At 62.1% G+C, this 15,221-nt stretch carries 19 protein-coding genes; 6 read left to right on the top strand and 13 right to left on the bottom strand.

What is annotated here, in order from left to right; all coding sequences use genetic code 11:
• Window positions 1-1,365, top strand: coding sequence for a TRAP transporter large permease (locus Q0309_RS16705; RefSeq protein ID WP_299443889.1), 1,365 nt, complete (start codon window positions 1-3; stop codon window positions 1,363-1,365).
• A complete protein-coding gene (locus Q0309_RS16700) occupies window positions 1,362-1,994 on the top strand; it encodes a BON domain-containing protein (protein WP_299443886.1) in 633 nt (210 codons plus the stop codon). Before Q0309_RS16705 ends, Q0309_RS16700 begins: the two co-directional genes overlap by 4 nt.
• On the opposite strand, the gene Q0309_RS16695 is transcribed toward Q0309_RS16700, so the two are convergent.
• The 9 genes from Q0309_RS16695 to Q0309_RS16655 form a co-directional block, all read right to left on the bottom strand.
• Window positions 1,974-2,552: an AAA family ATPase gene (locus Q0309_RS16695; protein WP_299443883.1), complete on the bottom strand. Its 579-nt coding sequence runs from the start codon at window positions 2,550-2,552 to the stop codon at window positions 1,974-1,976. The genes Q0309_RS16700 and Q0309_RS16695 overlap by 21 nt on opposite strands.
• Before the next feature lie 63 nt (window positions 2,553-2,615).
• The gene (locus Q0309_RS16690) at window positions 2,616-2,870 is read right to left on the bottom strand and encodes a hypothetical protein (protein ID WP_299443880.1); all 255 of its coding nucleotides are present in this window, start codon (window positions 2,868-2,870) and stop codon (window positions 2,616-2,618) included.
• A 13-nt stretch (window positions 2,871-2,883) separates the two neighbouring features.
• Window positions 2,884-3,462, bottom strand: coding sequence for a hypothetical protein (locus tag Q0309_RS16685; RefSeq protein WP_299443877.1), 579 nt, complete (start codon window positions 3,460-3,462; stop codon window positions 2,884-2,886).
• 383 nt (window positions 3,463-3,845) lie between these two features.
• Entirely contained in the window at window positions 3,846-4,319 is a 474-nt protein-coding gene (locus tag Q0309_RS16680) for a hypothetical protein (protein WP_299443874.1), read from the bottom strand.
• Window positions 4,316-5,794, bottom strand: a complete 1,479-nt coding sequence (gene amrB / locus Q0309_RS16675; RefSeq protein WP_299443871.1) for an AmmeMemoRadiSam system protein B — start codon at window positions 5,792-5,794, stop codon at window positions 4,316-4,318. The genes Q0309_RS16680 and amrB overlap by 4 nt, the downstream gene beginning before the upstream one ends.
• Window positions 5,795-5,890: 96 nt before the next feature.
• Complete coding sequence (gene grpE / locus Q0309_RS16670) at window positions 5,891-6,616, bottom strand: nucleotide exchange factor GrpE (RefSeq protein WP_299443868.1); 726 nt, start codon at window positions 6,614-6,616, stop codon at window positions 5,891-5,893.
• A gap of 41 nt (window positions 6,617-6,657) precedes the next feature.
• The gene (hrcA, locus tag Q0309_RS16665; protein ID WP_299443865.1) at window positions 6,658-7,710 is read right to left on the bottom strand and encodes a heat-inducible transcriptional repressor HrcA; all 1,053 of its coding nucleotides are present in this window, start codon (window positions 7,708-7,710) and stop codon (window positions 6,658-6,660) included.
• A gap of 149 nt (window positions 7,711-7,859) precedes the next feature.
• The gene (locus Q0309_RS16660) at window positions 7,860-8,408 is read right to left on the bottom strand and encodes a cytochrome b/b6 domain-containing protein (RefSeq protein ID WP_299443862.1); all 549 of its coding nucleotides are present in this window, start codon (window positions 8,406-8,408) and stop codon (window positions 7,860-7,862) included.
• A gap of 137 nt (window positions 8,409-8,545) precedes the next feature.
• Window positions 8,546-9,868, bottom strand: coding sequence for an AarF/ABC1/UbiB kinase family protein (locus tag Q0309_RS16655; protein ID WP_299443859.1), 1,323 nt, complete (start codon window positions 9,866-9,868; stop codon window positions 8,546-8,548).
• A 182-nt stretch (window positions 9,869-10,050) separates the two neighbouring features.
• Here Q0309_RS16655 and Q0309_RS16650 point away from each other — a divergent pair, with 182 nt between their 5' ends.
• The gene (locus Q0309_RS16650; RefSeq protein ID WP_299443856.1) at window positions 10,051-10,980 is read left to right on the top strand and encodes a DNA adenine methylase; all 930 of its coding nucleotides are present in this window, start codon (window positions 10,051-10,053) and stop codon (window positions 10,978-10,980) included.
• On the opposite strand, the gene Q0309_RS16645 is transcribed toward Q0309_RS16650, so the two are convergent.
• Window positions 10,960-11,706: a helix-turn-helix domain-containing protein gene (locus tag Q0309_RS16645; protein ID WP_299443853.1), complete on the bottom strand. Its 747-nt coding sequence runs from the start codon at window positions 11,704-11,706 to the stop codon at window positions 10,960-10,962. The genes Q0309_RS16650 and Q0309_RS16645 overlap by 21 nt on opposite strands.
• 4 nt (window positions 11,707-11,710) lie before the next feature.
• On the bottom strand, window positions 11,711-11,944 hold the full coding sequence (locus tag Q0309_RS16640) for a helix-turn-helix transcriptional regulator (protein WP_299443850.1): 234 nt from the start codon (window positions 11,942-11,944) through the stop codon (window positions 11,711-11,713).
• Window positions 11,945-12,239: 295 nt separating this feature from the next.
• Here Q0309_RS16640 and Q0309_RS16635 point away from each other — a divergent pair, with 295 nt between their 5' ends.
• A complete protein-coding gene (locus Q0309_RS16635) occupies window positions 12,240-12,527 on the top strand; it encodes a hypothetical protein (protein WP_299443847.1) in 288 nt (95 codons plus the stop codon).
• Window positions 12,528-13,284: 757 nt separating this feature from the next.
• On the opposite strand, the gene Q0309_RS16630 is transcribed toward Q0309_RS16635, so the two are convergent.
• On the bottom strand, window positions 13,285-13,857 hold the full coding sequence (locus Q0309_RS16630) for a hypothetical protein (protein ID WP_299443844.1): 573 nt from the start codon (window positions 13,855-13,857) through the stop codon (window positions 13,285-13,287).
• Window positions 13,858-13,899: 42 nt separating this feature from the next.
• Between Q0309_RS16630 and Q0309_RS16625 the strand changes: the two genes are divergently transcribed.
• Both Q0309_RS16625 and Q0309_RS16620 read left to right on the top strand, forming a co-directional pair.
• On the top strand, window positions 13,900-14,181 hold the full coding sequence (locus tag Q0309_RS16625; RefSeq protein ID WP_299443841.1) for a type II toxin-antitoxin system RelE/ParE family toxin: 282 nt from the start codon (window positions 13,900-13,902) through the stop codon (window positions 14,179-14,181).
• Window positions 14,182-14,194: 13 nt separating this feature from the next.
• On the top strand, window positions 14,195-14,494 hold the full coding sequence (locus tag Q0309_RS16620) for a HigA family addiction module antitoxin (protein WP_299443838.1): 300 nt from the start codon (window positions 14,195-14,197) through the stop codon (window positions 14,492-14,494).
• A gap of 15 nt (window positions 14,495-14,509) precedes the next feature.
• On the opposite strand, the gene Q0309_RS16615 is transcribed toward Q0309_RS16620, so the two are convergent.
• The gene (locus Q0309_RS16615; protein ID WP_299443835.1) at window positions 14,510-15,220 is read right to left on the bottom strand and encodes an amino acid ABC transporter ATP-binding protein; all 711 of its coding nucleotides are present in this window, start codon (window positions 15,218-15,220) and stop codon (window positions 14,510-14,512) included.
• Window position 15,221: the final 1 nt, after the last annotated feature.

The following is a 15,221-nucleotide window of genomic DNA, read 5'->3' as shown; positions in this document are numbered from 1 at the left end:
ATGTCCGTCGCCCTTCTCTTCATCATGGTGATCGGCTTCATGCTGCTGGGCGTGCCGGTCGCCGTTTCCCTCGGCCTGTCGAGCACCATCTTCCTGCTGGTCTACTCGAACGCGTCCTTGGGCTCCATCGCACAGACGCTGTTCGCCGCCTTCGATGGCCACTACACCCTGCTGGCCATTCCGTTCTTCGTTCTCGCCTCGTCCTTCATGTCGACCGGTGGCGTGGCGCAACGCATCATCCGCTTCGCCATCGCCTGCGTCGGCCATTTCAGGGGCGGCCTGGCCATGGCCTGCGTCTTTGCCTGCACGCTGTTCGCCGCCCTGTCGGGGTCGTCGCCAGCGACCGTGGTGGCCATTGGCTCCATCGTCATCGCCGGCATGAGGCAGGTCGGCTATACGAAGGAGTTCGCCGCCGGCGTCATCGCCAACGCCGGGACGCTGGGAATCCTGATTCCGCCGTCCATCGTCATGGTGGTCTACGCCGCGTCGGTCGACGTTTCGGTCGGGCGCATGTTCCTGGCCGGCGTCATTCCGGGCCTGATCGAAGGCCTGATGCTGATGGTCGGAATCTACATCATCGCCCGCATCCGCAACCTGCCGTCGCAGAACTGGGCCGGCTGGCGCGAAATCCTGGCCTCGGCCTGGGACGCCTCCGCCGGCCTGTTCCTGATTTTCATCATCCTGGGCGGTATCTACGGCGGTGTCTTCACGCCCACCGAGGCCGCCGCCGTGGCCGCCATATATGCCTTTCTGATCGCCAACTTCGTCTATCGGGACATGGGACCGTTCGCGAAGGGCTTCGGCCCCGCGCGCCTGATCCCGTGGAAGGCGCTCAGCGTGCTGTGGCACAAGGACACCCAGCACGCCCTCTACGAGGCCGGCAAGCTGACCATCATGCTGATGTTCATCATCGCCAACGCGCTGATCCTGAAGCATGTGCTGACCGAGGAACGCATTCCGCAAATGATCGCCGAGGCCATGCTGAGCGCCGGCCTGGGCCCGATCATGTTCCTGGTCATCGTCAACATCATCCTGCTGATCGGCGGCCAGTTCATGGAACCGTCGGGCCTGATCGTCATCGTCGCGCCGCTGGTCTTCCCGATCGCCATGGAACTGGGAATCGACCCCATACACCTGGGCATCATCATGGTGGTGAACATGGAAATCGGCATGATCACCCCACCGGTGGGGCTCAATCTGTTCGTCACCTCGGGGGTGACGAACATGCCCATGTTCGATGTGGTCAAGGCACAGCTTCCCTTCCTGCTCATTTCGTTCGTCTTCCTCATCCTGATCACCTATGTGCCATGGCTGTCCACCGCCCTGCCCACCGCCCTGATGGGACCGGAGCTGATCACGCAATGATCCGCCCGTGCCGTCGCCGCGCCGTGCTCCCGGCGCTGCTGGCCGCCGCCCTCGTGGCGGCCTGCAGCCCGGTCGGCCTGGCCGTCGGCGCCGGCGCCACCGTGGCCACGGCGGCGTCAGAGGAACGCGGCCTGGGCGGCGCCGTCGATGACGTCGCCATTCAGGCCGAGATCAACCGCCTGTGGCTGGAGCATGACTTCGCCATGTACCGCCGCGTCGATCTGGCGGTGCGCGAGGGCCGCGTGTTGCTGACCGGCGCCGCGCCCACGCCCCAGGCCCGGCTGGACGCCATCCGGCTGGCCTGGCAGGCGGACGGTGTCCGCGCGGTGATCGACGAGATGGAGGTGGACGACACCTCGACCCTGGTCGACGAAGCCGCCGACGACGTCATCGCCCGCAAGCTGCAGACGCGGCTGCTGCTGGATCGGCGCATCCGCTCCATCAACTACACGGTCGAGGTGGTCAACGGCACCGCCTACCTGTTCGGCGTCGCCCAGGACCGCGAGACCCTGGAGCGTGCCGTCTCCTACGCCCGCGACATGCGCGGCGTGCGGCAGGTGGTGACGCACGTCAGGGTGAAGGGGGAGGCGATCCCGAACCAGACCCCGCTACCGGATCCCGCTCAGTAATCTCCGGAACGGCTCCGGCACCTCCTCGCGCAGGAAGGAGACGGCCGTCCCCCTCCCCTCGGCCACCACGAACGGGCGGGTCGTGGCATCGAACAGGCGCCACAGGTCGGCGACCGCCGCCACACGCGCGAACCCCGCCATGGAGCGTGGCCAACGCCGCTCGACATCGGCGCGCGCGACATCGTGCCCGCCTTCCGCCACCCGGCGGGCAATGCGGGCCAACGTGACCTCCCTGTCCGGCACCCAGAAGTACAACAGCGCCACCACGAACCCGGCGGCCCGCGCCTCGGCGATCAGGCGCAGGTGTGTCCGTCCGGACAGGGTGCTCTCGATGGCGAAGGTCTCGGCCCGCGCCATGTGGTGCCGCGCGCGCTGGAACACCAGCCGCGCCGCATCCAGCCCCGCCGCCGCCGGATCAAGCGGCGACACACCCCGCGCCAGTTCGTCCGCGTTGACCAAATGGATGGTGCCGGCGACGCGGCGCAGATGCGCCAGCGCATAGGTCGTCTTGCCGACCCCGTCCGGACCACCGATGATCCAGAGCGTCGGAGCAACCACCGCAACTTACTCGCATTTTTCGTATCTGGAACCCAACCGAAATAACCGGGATGGAATAGCGGGTTAGCCTAACAACGTCCCAACGTAGGCTGCCAGTTTTTCGGTCCCGACCTTTTTTGCGACGGCCTGTACAATGTCAGCCGCAACCTTTTTGACGCGAGATTCGGACACCTGAGCGCCCTGCCCAACATCGCGGTCCAGTTTTTTCAGTTGGTCGACCAACTGCTCAGACAGCTCGATATTGATGTTGTTTATGTTTCCCTCATTAAAATTCACGGTGCTTTGGTCTTTAGATTCAAAGCTGTTAATATTCACCATCACCACCTCCTGTTCAGGACTCGTTTTTTCCAGGCGGGATCTGCCCTTCGACGAAAGTGATGTTGCTCTTGTCCTTGCTAACCAAATTCTCAATGTTGATGTTTTCGCCGCGCAATGAACGGTCTATGTTTACATTGTAAGTATTCGATATCGCGTTTTTCATTGCATTCGATATTGCATCCAAGAAATCGTCAACGACACTCTCGCCGTGCGAAGCGATGCTGTACTGCCCACCATCACCCGATACAAACTGACCAAAATACAGAGTAAATCTTTTCCGCCTATAGGCTGGGTTGAATATCGCATCCATCAAAAAAAGAACGGCCAAAGCAATCAAAACAACCAAAGAATATTCAAGAAACTCGAGAGCAAAAGAGCCCCTCTCGATGCCCTCAGATTCAATAACAAAAAATAAAACCGAACTAAGCAAAACAAACACCACTGATGCCTTCAGAGAAGGCTTTCTGCTTTTTTTTCTATATTCATACTTCTTCGTTATTTTTTTTGTTCTAACAATATGACCAATAGCAAACCGTTCAATTGTATTTCCCTTCTGAATAGTAACTTGTGTATTACTTACAGACAACTCCACACCACCCTCCCAAAATTGTCTCTTGCTATTTTCAGCAATCCTCTCGTGCCATAATTAACGAATCCTACTAACGGAGCAGGAACGCGTCAAGCTTAAATCAGCCATCCTTCTCGTCGCAACCTTACCGACTATCTCCAACTCAACAAGCCCTTGTTTCACTCATATCTCATACCACCACAATATAATCAAAGTGATATTCTAGCAATATCGGGAAAACCATTGTGATAGCTGGAAATAAATCTTCGGGAACGCAAGACAAGAAAACGAACATATGAACACATTATTCAAGGTATCACAACGCCGGGCCGAGCACGTAGCACGCTCGTCTTGCCGACCCCGTTTGGGCCACCGATGATCCAGAGCGTCGGAGCAACCACCGCACACTACTCGCATTTTTCGTAGGACTGCGACGTTCCGGCCTTAAGGTTGTACTTGTTCAACTCGATCCCCGACACGGTAATGACGTAGTCCGCCGTGCCGTCGTGCGGGCTGTTCAGTTTGCTCAGCCGGAAAAAGACACGGTGGGTGGCGGGACTGTCGTACCTGAAATGGCCGCGCGCGAAGCCCCAGTTGGTCGGCCCGTCACGCCAGCGATAGCCGCCGTTGGAAAACAGAACCAACGGCGCACTGTCGCTGTCGCAGAGGCCATCGGCCACCCATGTTCCCTTGAACTGGTCCGGCAGGTCGGTGGTCCAGCCGTCGGCATCGACCACGGGGCCACCATCGGTGTCGTGGTCGCTGGTCTTGACCGAGATGCTGTCGAGGTACGTGACCAGCGCCGCCGAGGCGCCAAGCGCCACGGCGGTTCCCAGGATCACCTTCCAGATCGGTGGGCCGCTGCGTTCTTCCGGAATCATGGCGTGTCCTTCGGCGCCCACGGCGTCGCCTTCACCCCCCGGGTTTCGAACCGTTGCACCCGAACGGTCTCCGACCAGTATGTCTCCGGCAGGCCGGCCTTGCGCATGAGATGGCCGAGGAAACGCGCCGGCTCCGGCACCTGCTCCCACACCTGCGGCAGGAACAGGCCGCGCCGGCCTGCGTCCTCGATGATCAGGCCATCAATGCCCGGCCGCATCTTGCCCAACAGGTCATCGCGGTCAGTGACCGGCAGCGGCACGGCCGGCGTCAGCACCGACACCGACAGGCCCAGGCCGGGCAACTCCCGGGCGGTCACCGGCGGGAAGCGGGAATCACGGAACCCGGCGTCGAAGCCGTGCGTCAGCACGTCCTGCGCCAAGGCGCGGTGTGCCTCGACCGAGCCGATACAGCCGCGCAGGCCGCCGTCGGTGATGTGGGACAGGGTCACGAACGCGGCGCCCGGCAGGCGCAGGGGCGGCGGCACCTTGGCCAGATCGACCGCACCCGGGGGCGTGCCGTGTCGGACCCCATGGTCCAGGCCGGCCGCCGCCAGCCGCACCAGTGCGTCGCCGTGGTCCCGCACCAAGGCCTCGGTGGCCGCGATCGGGTCGGCGTCGTCCGCCGCCGCGCCGTCCGCCACCGGCTCGAAAAACGCCCAGGCGCCGTACCCCACGACCCGGTCGCGCGCTCCGGCGGTATCGCCGGAGTTGCGGATGTCCAGCCGCTCGACCGAGATCCCGCGCGCGCGGGCCAGCGCCAGCAGTCCGTTGACGGCAACGCAGCCGCACGCCTCGTGCGGGCCGATCCGCCCCGGGTCCAGGGACTCGATGGCGGCGGCGGTGGTCGCGTCCCGGGACTGGCAGGCCCGGTAGTCGAGGAAGTGGCTGAGGTCGGAACTGATGATCACCGCCGTTTCCGGGCCGCCCCACAGCGCCTCCAGCACGCGCGCCACCTGCTCCGGCGCGCCCCGCCCGGCCACCATCGGCACCAGCGAGAACGCGCCGAGCATCGCCTGCAGGAACGGCAGATGTACCTCCAGGCAGTGTTCCTGCGCGTGGGGCGGGTCGGCGACGGAGACGTCCGCGAGTCCGGCCAGCCGCGCCCGCGCCCAGGCGTGATCAATGGGCACGTCGCCCAGCGGCGTCCGCCAGGCATCGGCACCAGACAGCGCCACGCCCTGGACTGGCACGCGGTGCGATGGCCCGATCAGCACCACGCGGCGGATGCGGTCTCGTGCCGGCTCCAGCCGAGCATAGGCGCGCGCGGCCACGGGACCGGAATAGACGTGGCCGGCGTGGGGCGCGATGACGACCTTGGGCACCGGCGCGCCTGGGGGACGCGCGGCGCGGCCCTGTTCCAGGTACGCCGCGACGTCACGGCGCAGGCTGTCGGGATCGCCGGCATAGAAGGCGCCGGCGATGACCGGCGGCCGCACGGCGGCGGGCGCCGGGGACGGGGTGGCGGCGACAGGCATCGCGCGGATTCTCCCCAGCGGTTCGGGTCAACGCGAACGAAAGTATAAACCCCTTGCGGGCCAAGCCCAAACCATGCCGGCGCCGTGTCGCCGAAACTACACGCTTGTATCCACGCCCTGGCCGCCGGCATCACCCGGAGCGGGGGCCTCGGCGGTAGGCACCGTCCGCTTCGGCCCACCCCTGGAGACCACCACCATGGCCGGGCGCAACAGGCGGTCGTGGATGACATAGCCGTCCTGGTAGACCTGGATCACTGTGCCGGCCGGGACGTCGGGGTTTTCCATTTCCTGCATGGCCTGATGCAGGTTGGGGTCGAACGGTTGGTTCATCGCCTCGATGCGTTTAACGCCGTACTGACCAAGGGCGTTCAGCAGTTCCTTGGCCGTCATCTCGACGCCGACGGCCAGGTTGTTGAGCGCCGGATCGGAGGCCCGAGCCTCGGCGGGCGCGGCGGCCAGGGCACGGTCCATGTTGTCGGCCACCGGCAGGATGGCCTTGGCCAGGTTGGACACCGCGTACTTGGCATTGTCCTGGATGCGTTTGTCGGCGATGCGCTTGGTGTTCTGCGCCTCGGCCAGGGCGCTCAGGTACTCGCGGTTCAGGCGCGCCACCTCGGCCTCCAGCTCGGCAATGCGCTCGGCCGGATCGTCGGCCTCGCCCCCCGTGGCGGCATCCGCCCCGTCAGGCGCGGGGTCCGGCGCGTCCTCGTAGGTGAGCGTATCCTCCGGGCCGACGACGATGTCCTCGGCGGGTTCGCGCGCCCCCGACTCGGCGTTCGGCGTCTCGCCGGGGGTCTGGTCCTTGGCGGTGGTCTGAGTCATCGCGGGTCCATATCCATTGCAAGTGTCCAGAGGGGAAGGGCTCAGCCGATCAGGCGGCCGATCACCTTCGCGGTGTAGTCCACCAGCGGCACGATGCGCCGATAGTTGACGCGCGTCGGGCCCACCACGCCGATGGCGCCGACGATCTCCTCGCGGCTGTTCTGGTACGGCGCGACAATGAGCGAACAGCCGGCCAGGGTGAACAGGTCGTTCTCGGCACCGATGAAGATCTGCACGCCCTCGGCGTCGATCACAAGATCGAGCATCCGCAGCACCTGTTCCTTGGTCTCCAGCACCTCGAACAAGGCGCGGATCCGTTCCAGGTCCTGGGCGGCGGTGACGTCGTTGAGCAGGTTCCCCTGGCCGCGCACGATCAGGGCGGCGCCCGGCTTGTCGTCCGACCACGTGGCCAGCCCGGCCGCCACCACCTTGCGCGACAGGTCGTCGAGCAGACTGCGGTCGCCCTCCAGGTCGGCGAGGATCGCCTCGCGCGCCTCGTCCAGCGTGCGCTCGGCCAGTCGGGCGTTCAGGTAGTTGGTGGCCTCGACCAGCGCCGACGGCGGCACCCCGCGCGGCACCTCGACCACCCGGTTCTCCACCACGCCGTTGGCGGCGACGATGACCACCAGGGCGCGGCCCGGCCCCAGGTGCACCAGTTCGATGTGCTTCAGCGGCGCGTCGCTTTTCGGCGCGATCACCAGCCCGGCGCATTGCGACAGGCCGGACAACAGCGTCGTCGCCTCCTCCAGCATTCCCTCCAGGCTGCGCCCGGCGGCCTGGCACATGGTCTCGATGCGCGCCCGCTCGGCGCTATCGACCGCGCCGACCTCCAGCAGGCCGTTGACGAACATGCGCAGGCCGAGTTCGGTGGGCAGCCGCCCGGCCGAGGCGTGCGGGGCGTACAACAGGCCACCCTGTTCCAGGTCGGCCATGACGTTGCGGATGGTGGCCGGCGACAGGGTGACCGACATCTTGCGCGCCAGGGTGCGCGAGCCGACCGGCTCGCCGGTCTCGACGAACGTATCGACCAGCCGCTGGAACACCTCGCGCGAGCGCGCGTCCAGGTCGGTCAGGGGCGTCGCTGGCATGACCATCGGGGGTTGTCGTTGCCTCGCTCAGGGGCAACCCCAAGCACGGGGCGCCGATTTCGGGTTGAGCCGAAATCTAGGGAGCGGTCCCGACCCCGTCAATGTCACGCGGTGGCAACGGCCTGGGCTGCGCCACCGCGCACGGACAGCCGCAATCAGGCGCCGCGGCCCAGCATCCGGACAAACGTCTCGTCCTTGTCGAGCAGGTGGTGCTTGACGCCCACGGCCGCGTGCAGCAGCACGGCGACGACCATCGCCCAGCCGACATACGTATGCACCATGTGCGGCACCGCCGCCTGCGACGGATCATCGGCGATCGGCGCCAGGGTGTACAGGCCGAGCAGGCTGACCTCGTGTCCGCTCAGCAGGGACATCATCATCCCCGACACGAACAGCAGCGCCGTGCCGACCAGCAACAGGGCGTGCATGGCGTTGCGCACCATGGCCTCGGGGGCACTGGTGCCGGCGACCGGCCCGGGGCGCGTCTTCTGGGTCCAGCGCCACAGCGCCATCCAGACCAGAACGATCGCGGACACGATTCCAACCTGCTTGTGCAGCGGAATCAGCGTTTCGCGCGCGGACTCGGGCAGGACCTCGGCGATCAGCAGGCCGGTGGCCAGCAGACCGATGGTCAGCACGGCGAGGGTCCAGTGGTTGAAAACGGACACGGCGCCGAAGCGCGCCTTGGTATCCAAGACAGACATGGGAGACTCCTTTCGCATGACCCTTTGGGTGAGGGAATGCAGGACTGTCCCCGAAACCGCCTGGCGATGCATTGACGGGAATCGATTGACCGGGGCTGATCCGTGGGCCGGAGCGGCGGCGCCTGGTCCGCGCCCGCCTAAAGGTACCGCGCGATGATGGCGCCCAGGTCGACCCGTGCCTTCAGCCGGCTGGCGAGCAGATAGACGCCGCCGAACTTGCGTTGCATGAACAGCGTGTCCATGGGCGGGATGTGCCAGAAATCGCGGTCCTCGCCCAGCGCCATGCCCACGTCGCGCATCCGCAGGGCGAGGTCGTTGCGGCCGAAGTCGAAGGCGCCGCGATGCTTCAGCGGCTCCATCGACATCTCGAACATCTCGACCATCAGCTCCTGGTGGTGCGCCGCCGTCTCCTCGGCGAAATAACCGATCTCCAGGATCGCGCGGCGCACCGCCGCGCGATCGCCGTCCAGGCCGGCTTTCACCAGCCGGCGGAACTGCTCGGGCATCTCCGGCCGGAAATCGCGCGAGGCGCCGAAGTCCAGCAGCACCACCCGGCCCGTGTCCGGCTGGTAGCGGTAGTTGGCGAAGTTCGGGTCGGTCTGCATCACCTGAAACTCGAACAGCTCGCGGAACACCAGCCCGAGCAACAGGGTCATCACCCGGTCTCGCGTCTCCTGCGGCGCGCCGGTCAGGGAGTCGATGGCCACGCCCTCCAGGTAGTCCATGGCCAGAACGTTGCGGGTGGTCAGATCGGCGTGCAGCGTCGAAACCACAAAATCCGGCGCGTCCGCCAGCAGGTCACCGAAGCGGGTGAGATACCGGCCCTCGCGTTCGTAGTCGGCCTCCTCGTGCAACTCGCGCTTGGCCTCGGCCAGCATCGGCGCGATGTCGAGCTCGCGCGGCATCACGCCCGACACGCGCATCAAGGCGGCCACGTTGTTGACGTCGCTGTCGATGCTGCGCCGCACGCCCGGATACTGCACCTTGATCGCCAGATCGCGCCCGTCCGCCGTCACCGCCCGGTGCACCTGCCCGATGGAGGCGGCGGCGATGGGGCGGCCATCGAACTTGGCGAACCGCTTCAGCCAGCCGTCACCCCAATTGTCGTTCAGGACCCGTTTGAGCTGGCTGCCCGGCATGTAATGCGCGTCGGCGCGCAGCCGGGCCATGATCTCGGCCAGTTCCGGTGGCAGCATGTCGCCGGCGTCCATCGAGATCAGCTGGCCCACCTTCATGGCCGCGCCGCGCATGTGGGCCAGTTGGTCGGCCACCCGGCGGGCGTTTTCCGGCGTCATGAGCAGGGCGCGCGCCTCGGGGCGCCGGCCCCGGGCGATCTCGCGCGCGCCGCTCAGCACCATGGAACCGGCGATGTTGGAGGCCAGCCCGCCGAAGCGGGCGAAGCGCGTGAACCGCCCGCTGGGCACGGCCAGTTCGCGGGAGTCGGATTTCTGCTCGGGCATGGGGGGTCCTTTGGAAACGGTCGGCGGTGATCGTAGACGCCGGTGGGGCCTGAGGCTGTGACTTAGTCACAGCGGGCACGATTGCGAAGGGCCGGGGGGCAGGCCCGACGGGTGGGTGCGTCACCCGCCGAGGCTGGTTTTTTCCCTTGTCCCGGACGCAGACTCTCAGTACCATTTTGATTATGATACTCAACACGTCCCCACTTCGTTTTCAGCCAATTCCTTATCAGGGCAGCAAGCGAATCCTTGCGCCCCGTATTTGTTCGTTTTTTCCAAGTAGAATAGAGACTTTCTACGAACCCTTTGCTGGCTCTGCTGCTGTTACCTTATACTCAGCATACCACGATGTGGCTGAACATTACGTTATTGGTGACGTATGTCCCGCTCTTATTAAATTGTGGAAAACAATAATTCTCGAGCCAGAAGAGGCGTCTCTCAAATACGAAATGATCTGGCATGAGCAATTTGAGAAGGGAGCGGAACACTTTAATACTATTCGCACTCGTTACAACGAGGAAGGCGATCCGGTTGATTTGCTTTATCTTATTGCCCGATGCGTCAAGAACGCAATTCGCTTTAACAGACACGGACAATTTTCGCAGTCTCAAGATAGAAGACGCCATGGCATGAAGCCTGCCCGTATGAGAGCCAACATTAGTTTTGCCAGCAGTCTCCTAAAAGGACGCGTCAGCTTGTTTTGCGGTGATTTTCGCGATTGTATTGCAGATTGTTCGGATAGTGATTTCGTCTACATGGACCCACCATACCAAGGTACGACATATGGGCACGATAAGCGTTACGCAAAGCAGCTTGAACGAGACGCCATCGTTTCTTGCTTGCGTTGGCTGAACAAAAGAAACGTTCCATATGTTCTTTCATATGATGGCCACACCGGTGATAAACAATATGGTTCACCTCTGTGCGAGGAGGTTGATGTGTCCCATTTCTTGATCTCCGCCGGCGTCTCTTCACAGGGAACGCTAAACGGCAAAAGACTGGAGACCATCGAAAGCCTATACGTTCCGAAACACCTTTGCCCTGACGTTTCTGATTGCAAGGTCATTCTAGGAGAAAAACAAAAGATAGATCAACTAGATTTGCTTTTGAACTAGGCGTTTTATATATTCCTGTATAGAGACATTCTCTTTGTTAGCTCGTTCAAGAATAACGTCATAATGGCATGTTTCCTTTCCCTCCCAAACTACATCAACCCGCCTCTTCTGTTTCATTGCGATATGAGTATAGCTTTCCGGAAAAGCCCAGAAACAACTTTTGCAGTTTTCTATGCCTCTAAATGAGAGGAAATTCTCACAGTGCTCACATGACCAGCTTTTTGCTCTTTGCGATGTCGCATCAATCAACATGTACTGGTTTACGTTCTCAGTATGCTCTTCGCCAGCGACTGGATATGGTATCCTGTGATCAATCTGCAAGTATCTCTCCTCCAAAGGCTCTCCTGTAAACGCATCTCTTGCACCATACCTTTCAATGAGTAGCTTTTTAAACTTTTTTGAGAATGCTTTGCGACCGCCAATTCTACCTCGCCTAATATTACCAACACCCCCAAACGTATAAGCTGCGATCTTTCGTCCAGTCTTTGGACTGACGACGCGGTGCGTTTGTAACGGAATTCCGTTTTCTCTTACATCTCTGATTGCGCGGGGCGGATGATCATAGCCATAAGTATCATTCAATTCGTCCGTAGTAATGAAGCCGTGCTTCAGTATGTGGTCTATGACGGTCCGCGGGCGTTTTGACTTTACAGAATTGCAAAGCAATAGCATCTCCTCTGACAGGGAGTCTTTTGGGGTCTTAATGTCATCAATATCATTTCCCATATATCTACTCATTTTCGACTAGGACAACCACAGAGACGCCAAGGGCAATAGATATTTTTTCCAAGGTCACTATCGATATATTTCTTTTCCCTCGTTCAATTGAGCTAATATACGTCCTGTGATAACCGGCCCGGTCAGCCAACTCTTCCTGTGATAAGCCCATACTCTCCCTCTTCGCTCGAATATTATCGGCGACTATGGATACAATTCCGCGACCTGGAGTGTTTTCGCTTTCCATGAGGAATAGAAGTCGCGGCGACGCCTATCCGTCTACAGACTATGAGTCTCACTGCGACCCGGGACTGCTTTTTTCCTGTTGGCGTTGTCTGAACAATGGCGGACCCGGTTTACGCGGTTCACTGCCTCCCGGCACGGGCAGTAGAAGCTTCCACCGCGCCGCACCGAAAAAAAAGGACGCCGGATCAAACCCGTAGGCCGAATGGGCGAGTGCGCGCCGAACTTACACCCGGACTCTTTTGCGCCTCCAGGTATAGTCTCAGAGCCGAACCCGTCCACGCCAGGAGGTTTCGGCCATGCTCCGCGCCCGCTTCGCCACCGCCATCGTCGCCCTCGCTGTCCTGCTGATGGCCGGGGGCGCCGGCCCCGCCCAGGCCACTGACGCTTCACCGGCACCCGTCCTGACGACGACCGCCAGCCCCGCCCCTGCCCTGTCCACACCCATCGAGACCGACGGCCCTGGTTTCGAGACGGCCCGCGCCTGTTGCAAGATCTGCCACAAGGGCAAGGCGTGTGGCGATTCCTGCATCAACCGCGCCTATACCTGCCACCGCCCGCCCGGGTGCGCGTGTAATGGGTATTGAGGGGGTATGCACGCGCCCCACTCCACCCCCATTATTTGCATCACACAACAGGCGCTCGCCGTAAGACGCTTGGAGCAGAGACTATGCCGCATACACTCGATGGAGCTCTAGATAATGAATTTGTGACCACATTGAGCAAAGACCACTCAATGGGGACATACGAGATCCGCGTCGGATCATTGAATAAAATAATAACAATAGAGCTTGGACGATTCCTCGACAGCAATTTTACAAAATTCTGGATTTCTCACGCAATTCATACGCCGGAACAAATTTCACCTTACGTTGGAAGTCGACGATTTGCAGACTGCCCTGCATATGCGCTTGATCAAGCCATAACAGGTCTTACGGAGTACTACAGGATTGCTGTCGAAAAAGGACACAGACCAGCTGAAAGTTGGCTAGTCAAAATCTGAACCGGCCTGAGCCCGAGCCTGCGCCGCGCTATAGGCTGGGCCAAGCATTGGCCGATTGCCCCTTGGAGCCCATAGGGCTGCGGCGGGTTCGCGCCTCGGGCGCAACCCGCCATTGGACCGACGCCGCCCAGCGCTTGGTCTCCCGACGCTTCGGCGGTCCGCCTCCGGTCCGGCCGGGTGACGCTCGCTCTGTGGTCTTTGTGTCTCTGTGGTGAGTCCTTGCAACGTTGCGGTGGAACACCACGGAGACACGGAGGACACAGAGACGCCGCGCCAAACCGCTCGGCTCGCCCGTCCACCGCAAGAGTGGCGCGTGCCAATCCGGCCGGACGGGGGCTGCCCTAGTCATAGTAGGCAATAAAGTCAGAAAGGGCGCTCTGGAACAGTCTATCGAACTGCTCCCAGGTCACATCCCGTGGCCTATAAAGTCTCATCGAACCAAACTTTTCGTAATCTCGAAGGGCGTCTTCTTTCTTTATATTCTCGTCAAAGTACCTGTCGTCTTTCGGAGCCGGGTATCGGCCTACCCAATATAATATCTTGCTGCCAATCACGAGCGTCAATTGATCTTCATTGTTGAGTCCCGGTAGCTCGGCCTTATCCCAAAGCAAGGTCAGATCGTGTGTTGCCGGTACAGCATCAATTCTCACGACCTGTTTCTCTATTTTTCGCGCAATAACGGCTTTGAGGATAAGCTCAAGCGAAACACACGCTTCCCGCAAGAAGCTTTCGTGCAGCGCGATTGAAGGAGAGCCGTCATAACTCGTGGTAACAATTGCTTCCGCCAGACTCCTGCTCTGCGCATCTTTGATGACCCAAGCCGAAAAGCGAGCGTTGCGCGCACGATTTAGAAAGTGAAGCGGGGCTTTTCGCCGCATATCATTCAAAGTGCGAATATGGCTGGTTTCGCTCATGAACACCTTCCCCCATGACCGCGACGCGGGTATACTGCCCCGATGATCAAGAGCTTCGCCGACCGAGAGACGGAGCGGCTGTTTCACGGGCGGTTCGCGCGAAAGCTGCCGAGCGACATCCAGCGCGGCGCCCAACGCAAGCTGCGCCAGATCCACGCCGCCGGAGCCTTGACCGATCTCAGCGTGCCGCCCGGCAACCGCCTGGAGGCCCTGAAGGGCGAGCGTGCCGGCCAACACAGCATCCGCATCAACGATCAGTGGCGCATCTGCTTCGTCTGGGTTGATGGCGGCGCCGAGCGGGTCGAGATCGTGGATTACCATTGACGGGAGACAGCCCATGCCCCCACGCGACCTGCCACCGGTGCATCCGGGTGAACAGCTTCGGGAAGAGTTCATGGCGCCGCTGGGTCTGTCGGCCTACCGGCTGGCCAAGGACATCCATGTGCCGGTCAGCCGCGTGCAGGCCATCATCGGCGAACGGCGGGCCATCACCGGGGACACGGCCCTGCGCCTCGCGCGCTATTTCGGCACGACAGCGGAGTTCTGGCTCAACCTGCAACGCGACTTTGAGCTGGAAAAGGCCCGGATCGAGGCCGGCGCCGACATCGCCGCCACAGTGCGCCCGCGCGCGGCGTGATTCGGCCACACCCCCCTAATGCTTCAAGATCTGGCTCAGGAACAGCTTGGTGCGGTCGCTGGTCGGGTTGGTGAAGAACTCGGACGGCGGCGCCTGTTCCACGATCTGGCCCTCGTCCATGAACACGACGCGGTCGGCCACCGTCTTGGCGAAGCCCATCTCGTGGCTGACGACCATCATGGTCATGCCGCTCTCGGCCAGCTGCACCATGACGTCCAGCACCTCCTTGATCATCTCGGGGTCCAGGGCCGAGGTCGGCTCGTCGAACAGCATGAGTTTCGGCTGCATACACAGGGCGCGGGCGATGGCCACGCGCTGCTGCTGGCCGCCGGAGAGCTGGCCGGGGTACTTCCGCGCCTGCTCGGGGATCTTGACCCGCTCCAGCAGGGCCATGGCCCGCTCCTCTGCCTGGCGGCGCGGCTCCTTGCGCACCCAGATGGGCGACAGCACGCAGTTCTCCAGCACCGTCAGGTGGGGGAACAGGTTGAAGTGCTGGAACACCATGCCGACCTCGCGGCGCACCATGTCGATCTTCTTGACGTCGTCGGTCAGTTCGATGCCGTCGACGACGATGGAGCCGGTCTGGTGTTCCTCCAGCCGGTTGATGCAGCGGATCATGGTCGACTTGCCCGACCCGGACGGGCCGCACACGACGATGCGCTCGCCCTTGTGGACGGTCAGGGTGATGTCGCGCAGCACGTGGAAGCTGCCGAACCACTTGTTCATG

The sequence above is a fragment of the uncultured Rhodospira sp. genome (genome assembly GCF_937138205.1).
In the GTDB taxonomy this organism is placed as follows: Bacteria; Pseudomonadota; Alphaproteobacteria; order Rhodospirillales; family Rhodospirillaceae; genus Rhodospira.
This window is presented reverse-complemented; position numbering and strand designations above follow the sequence as displayed.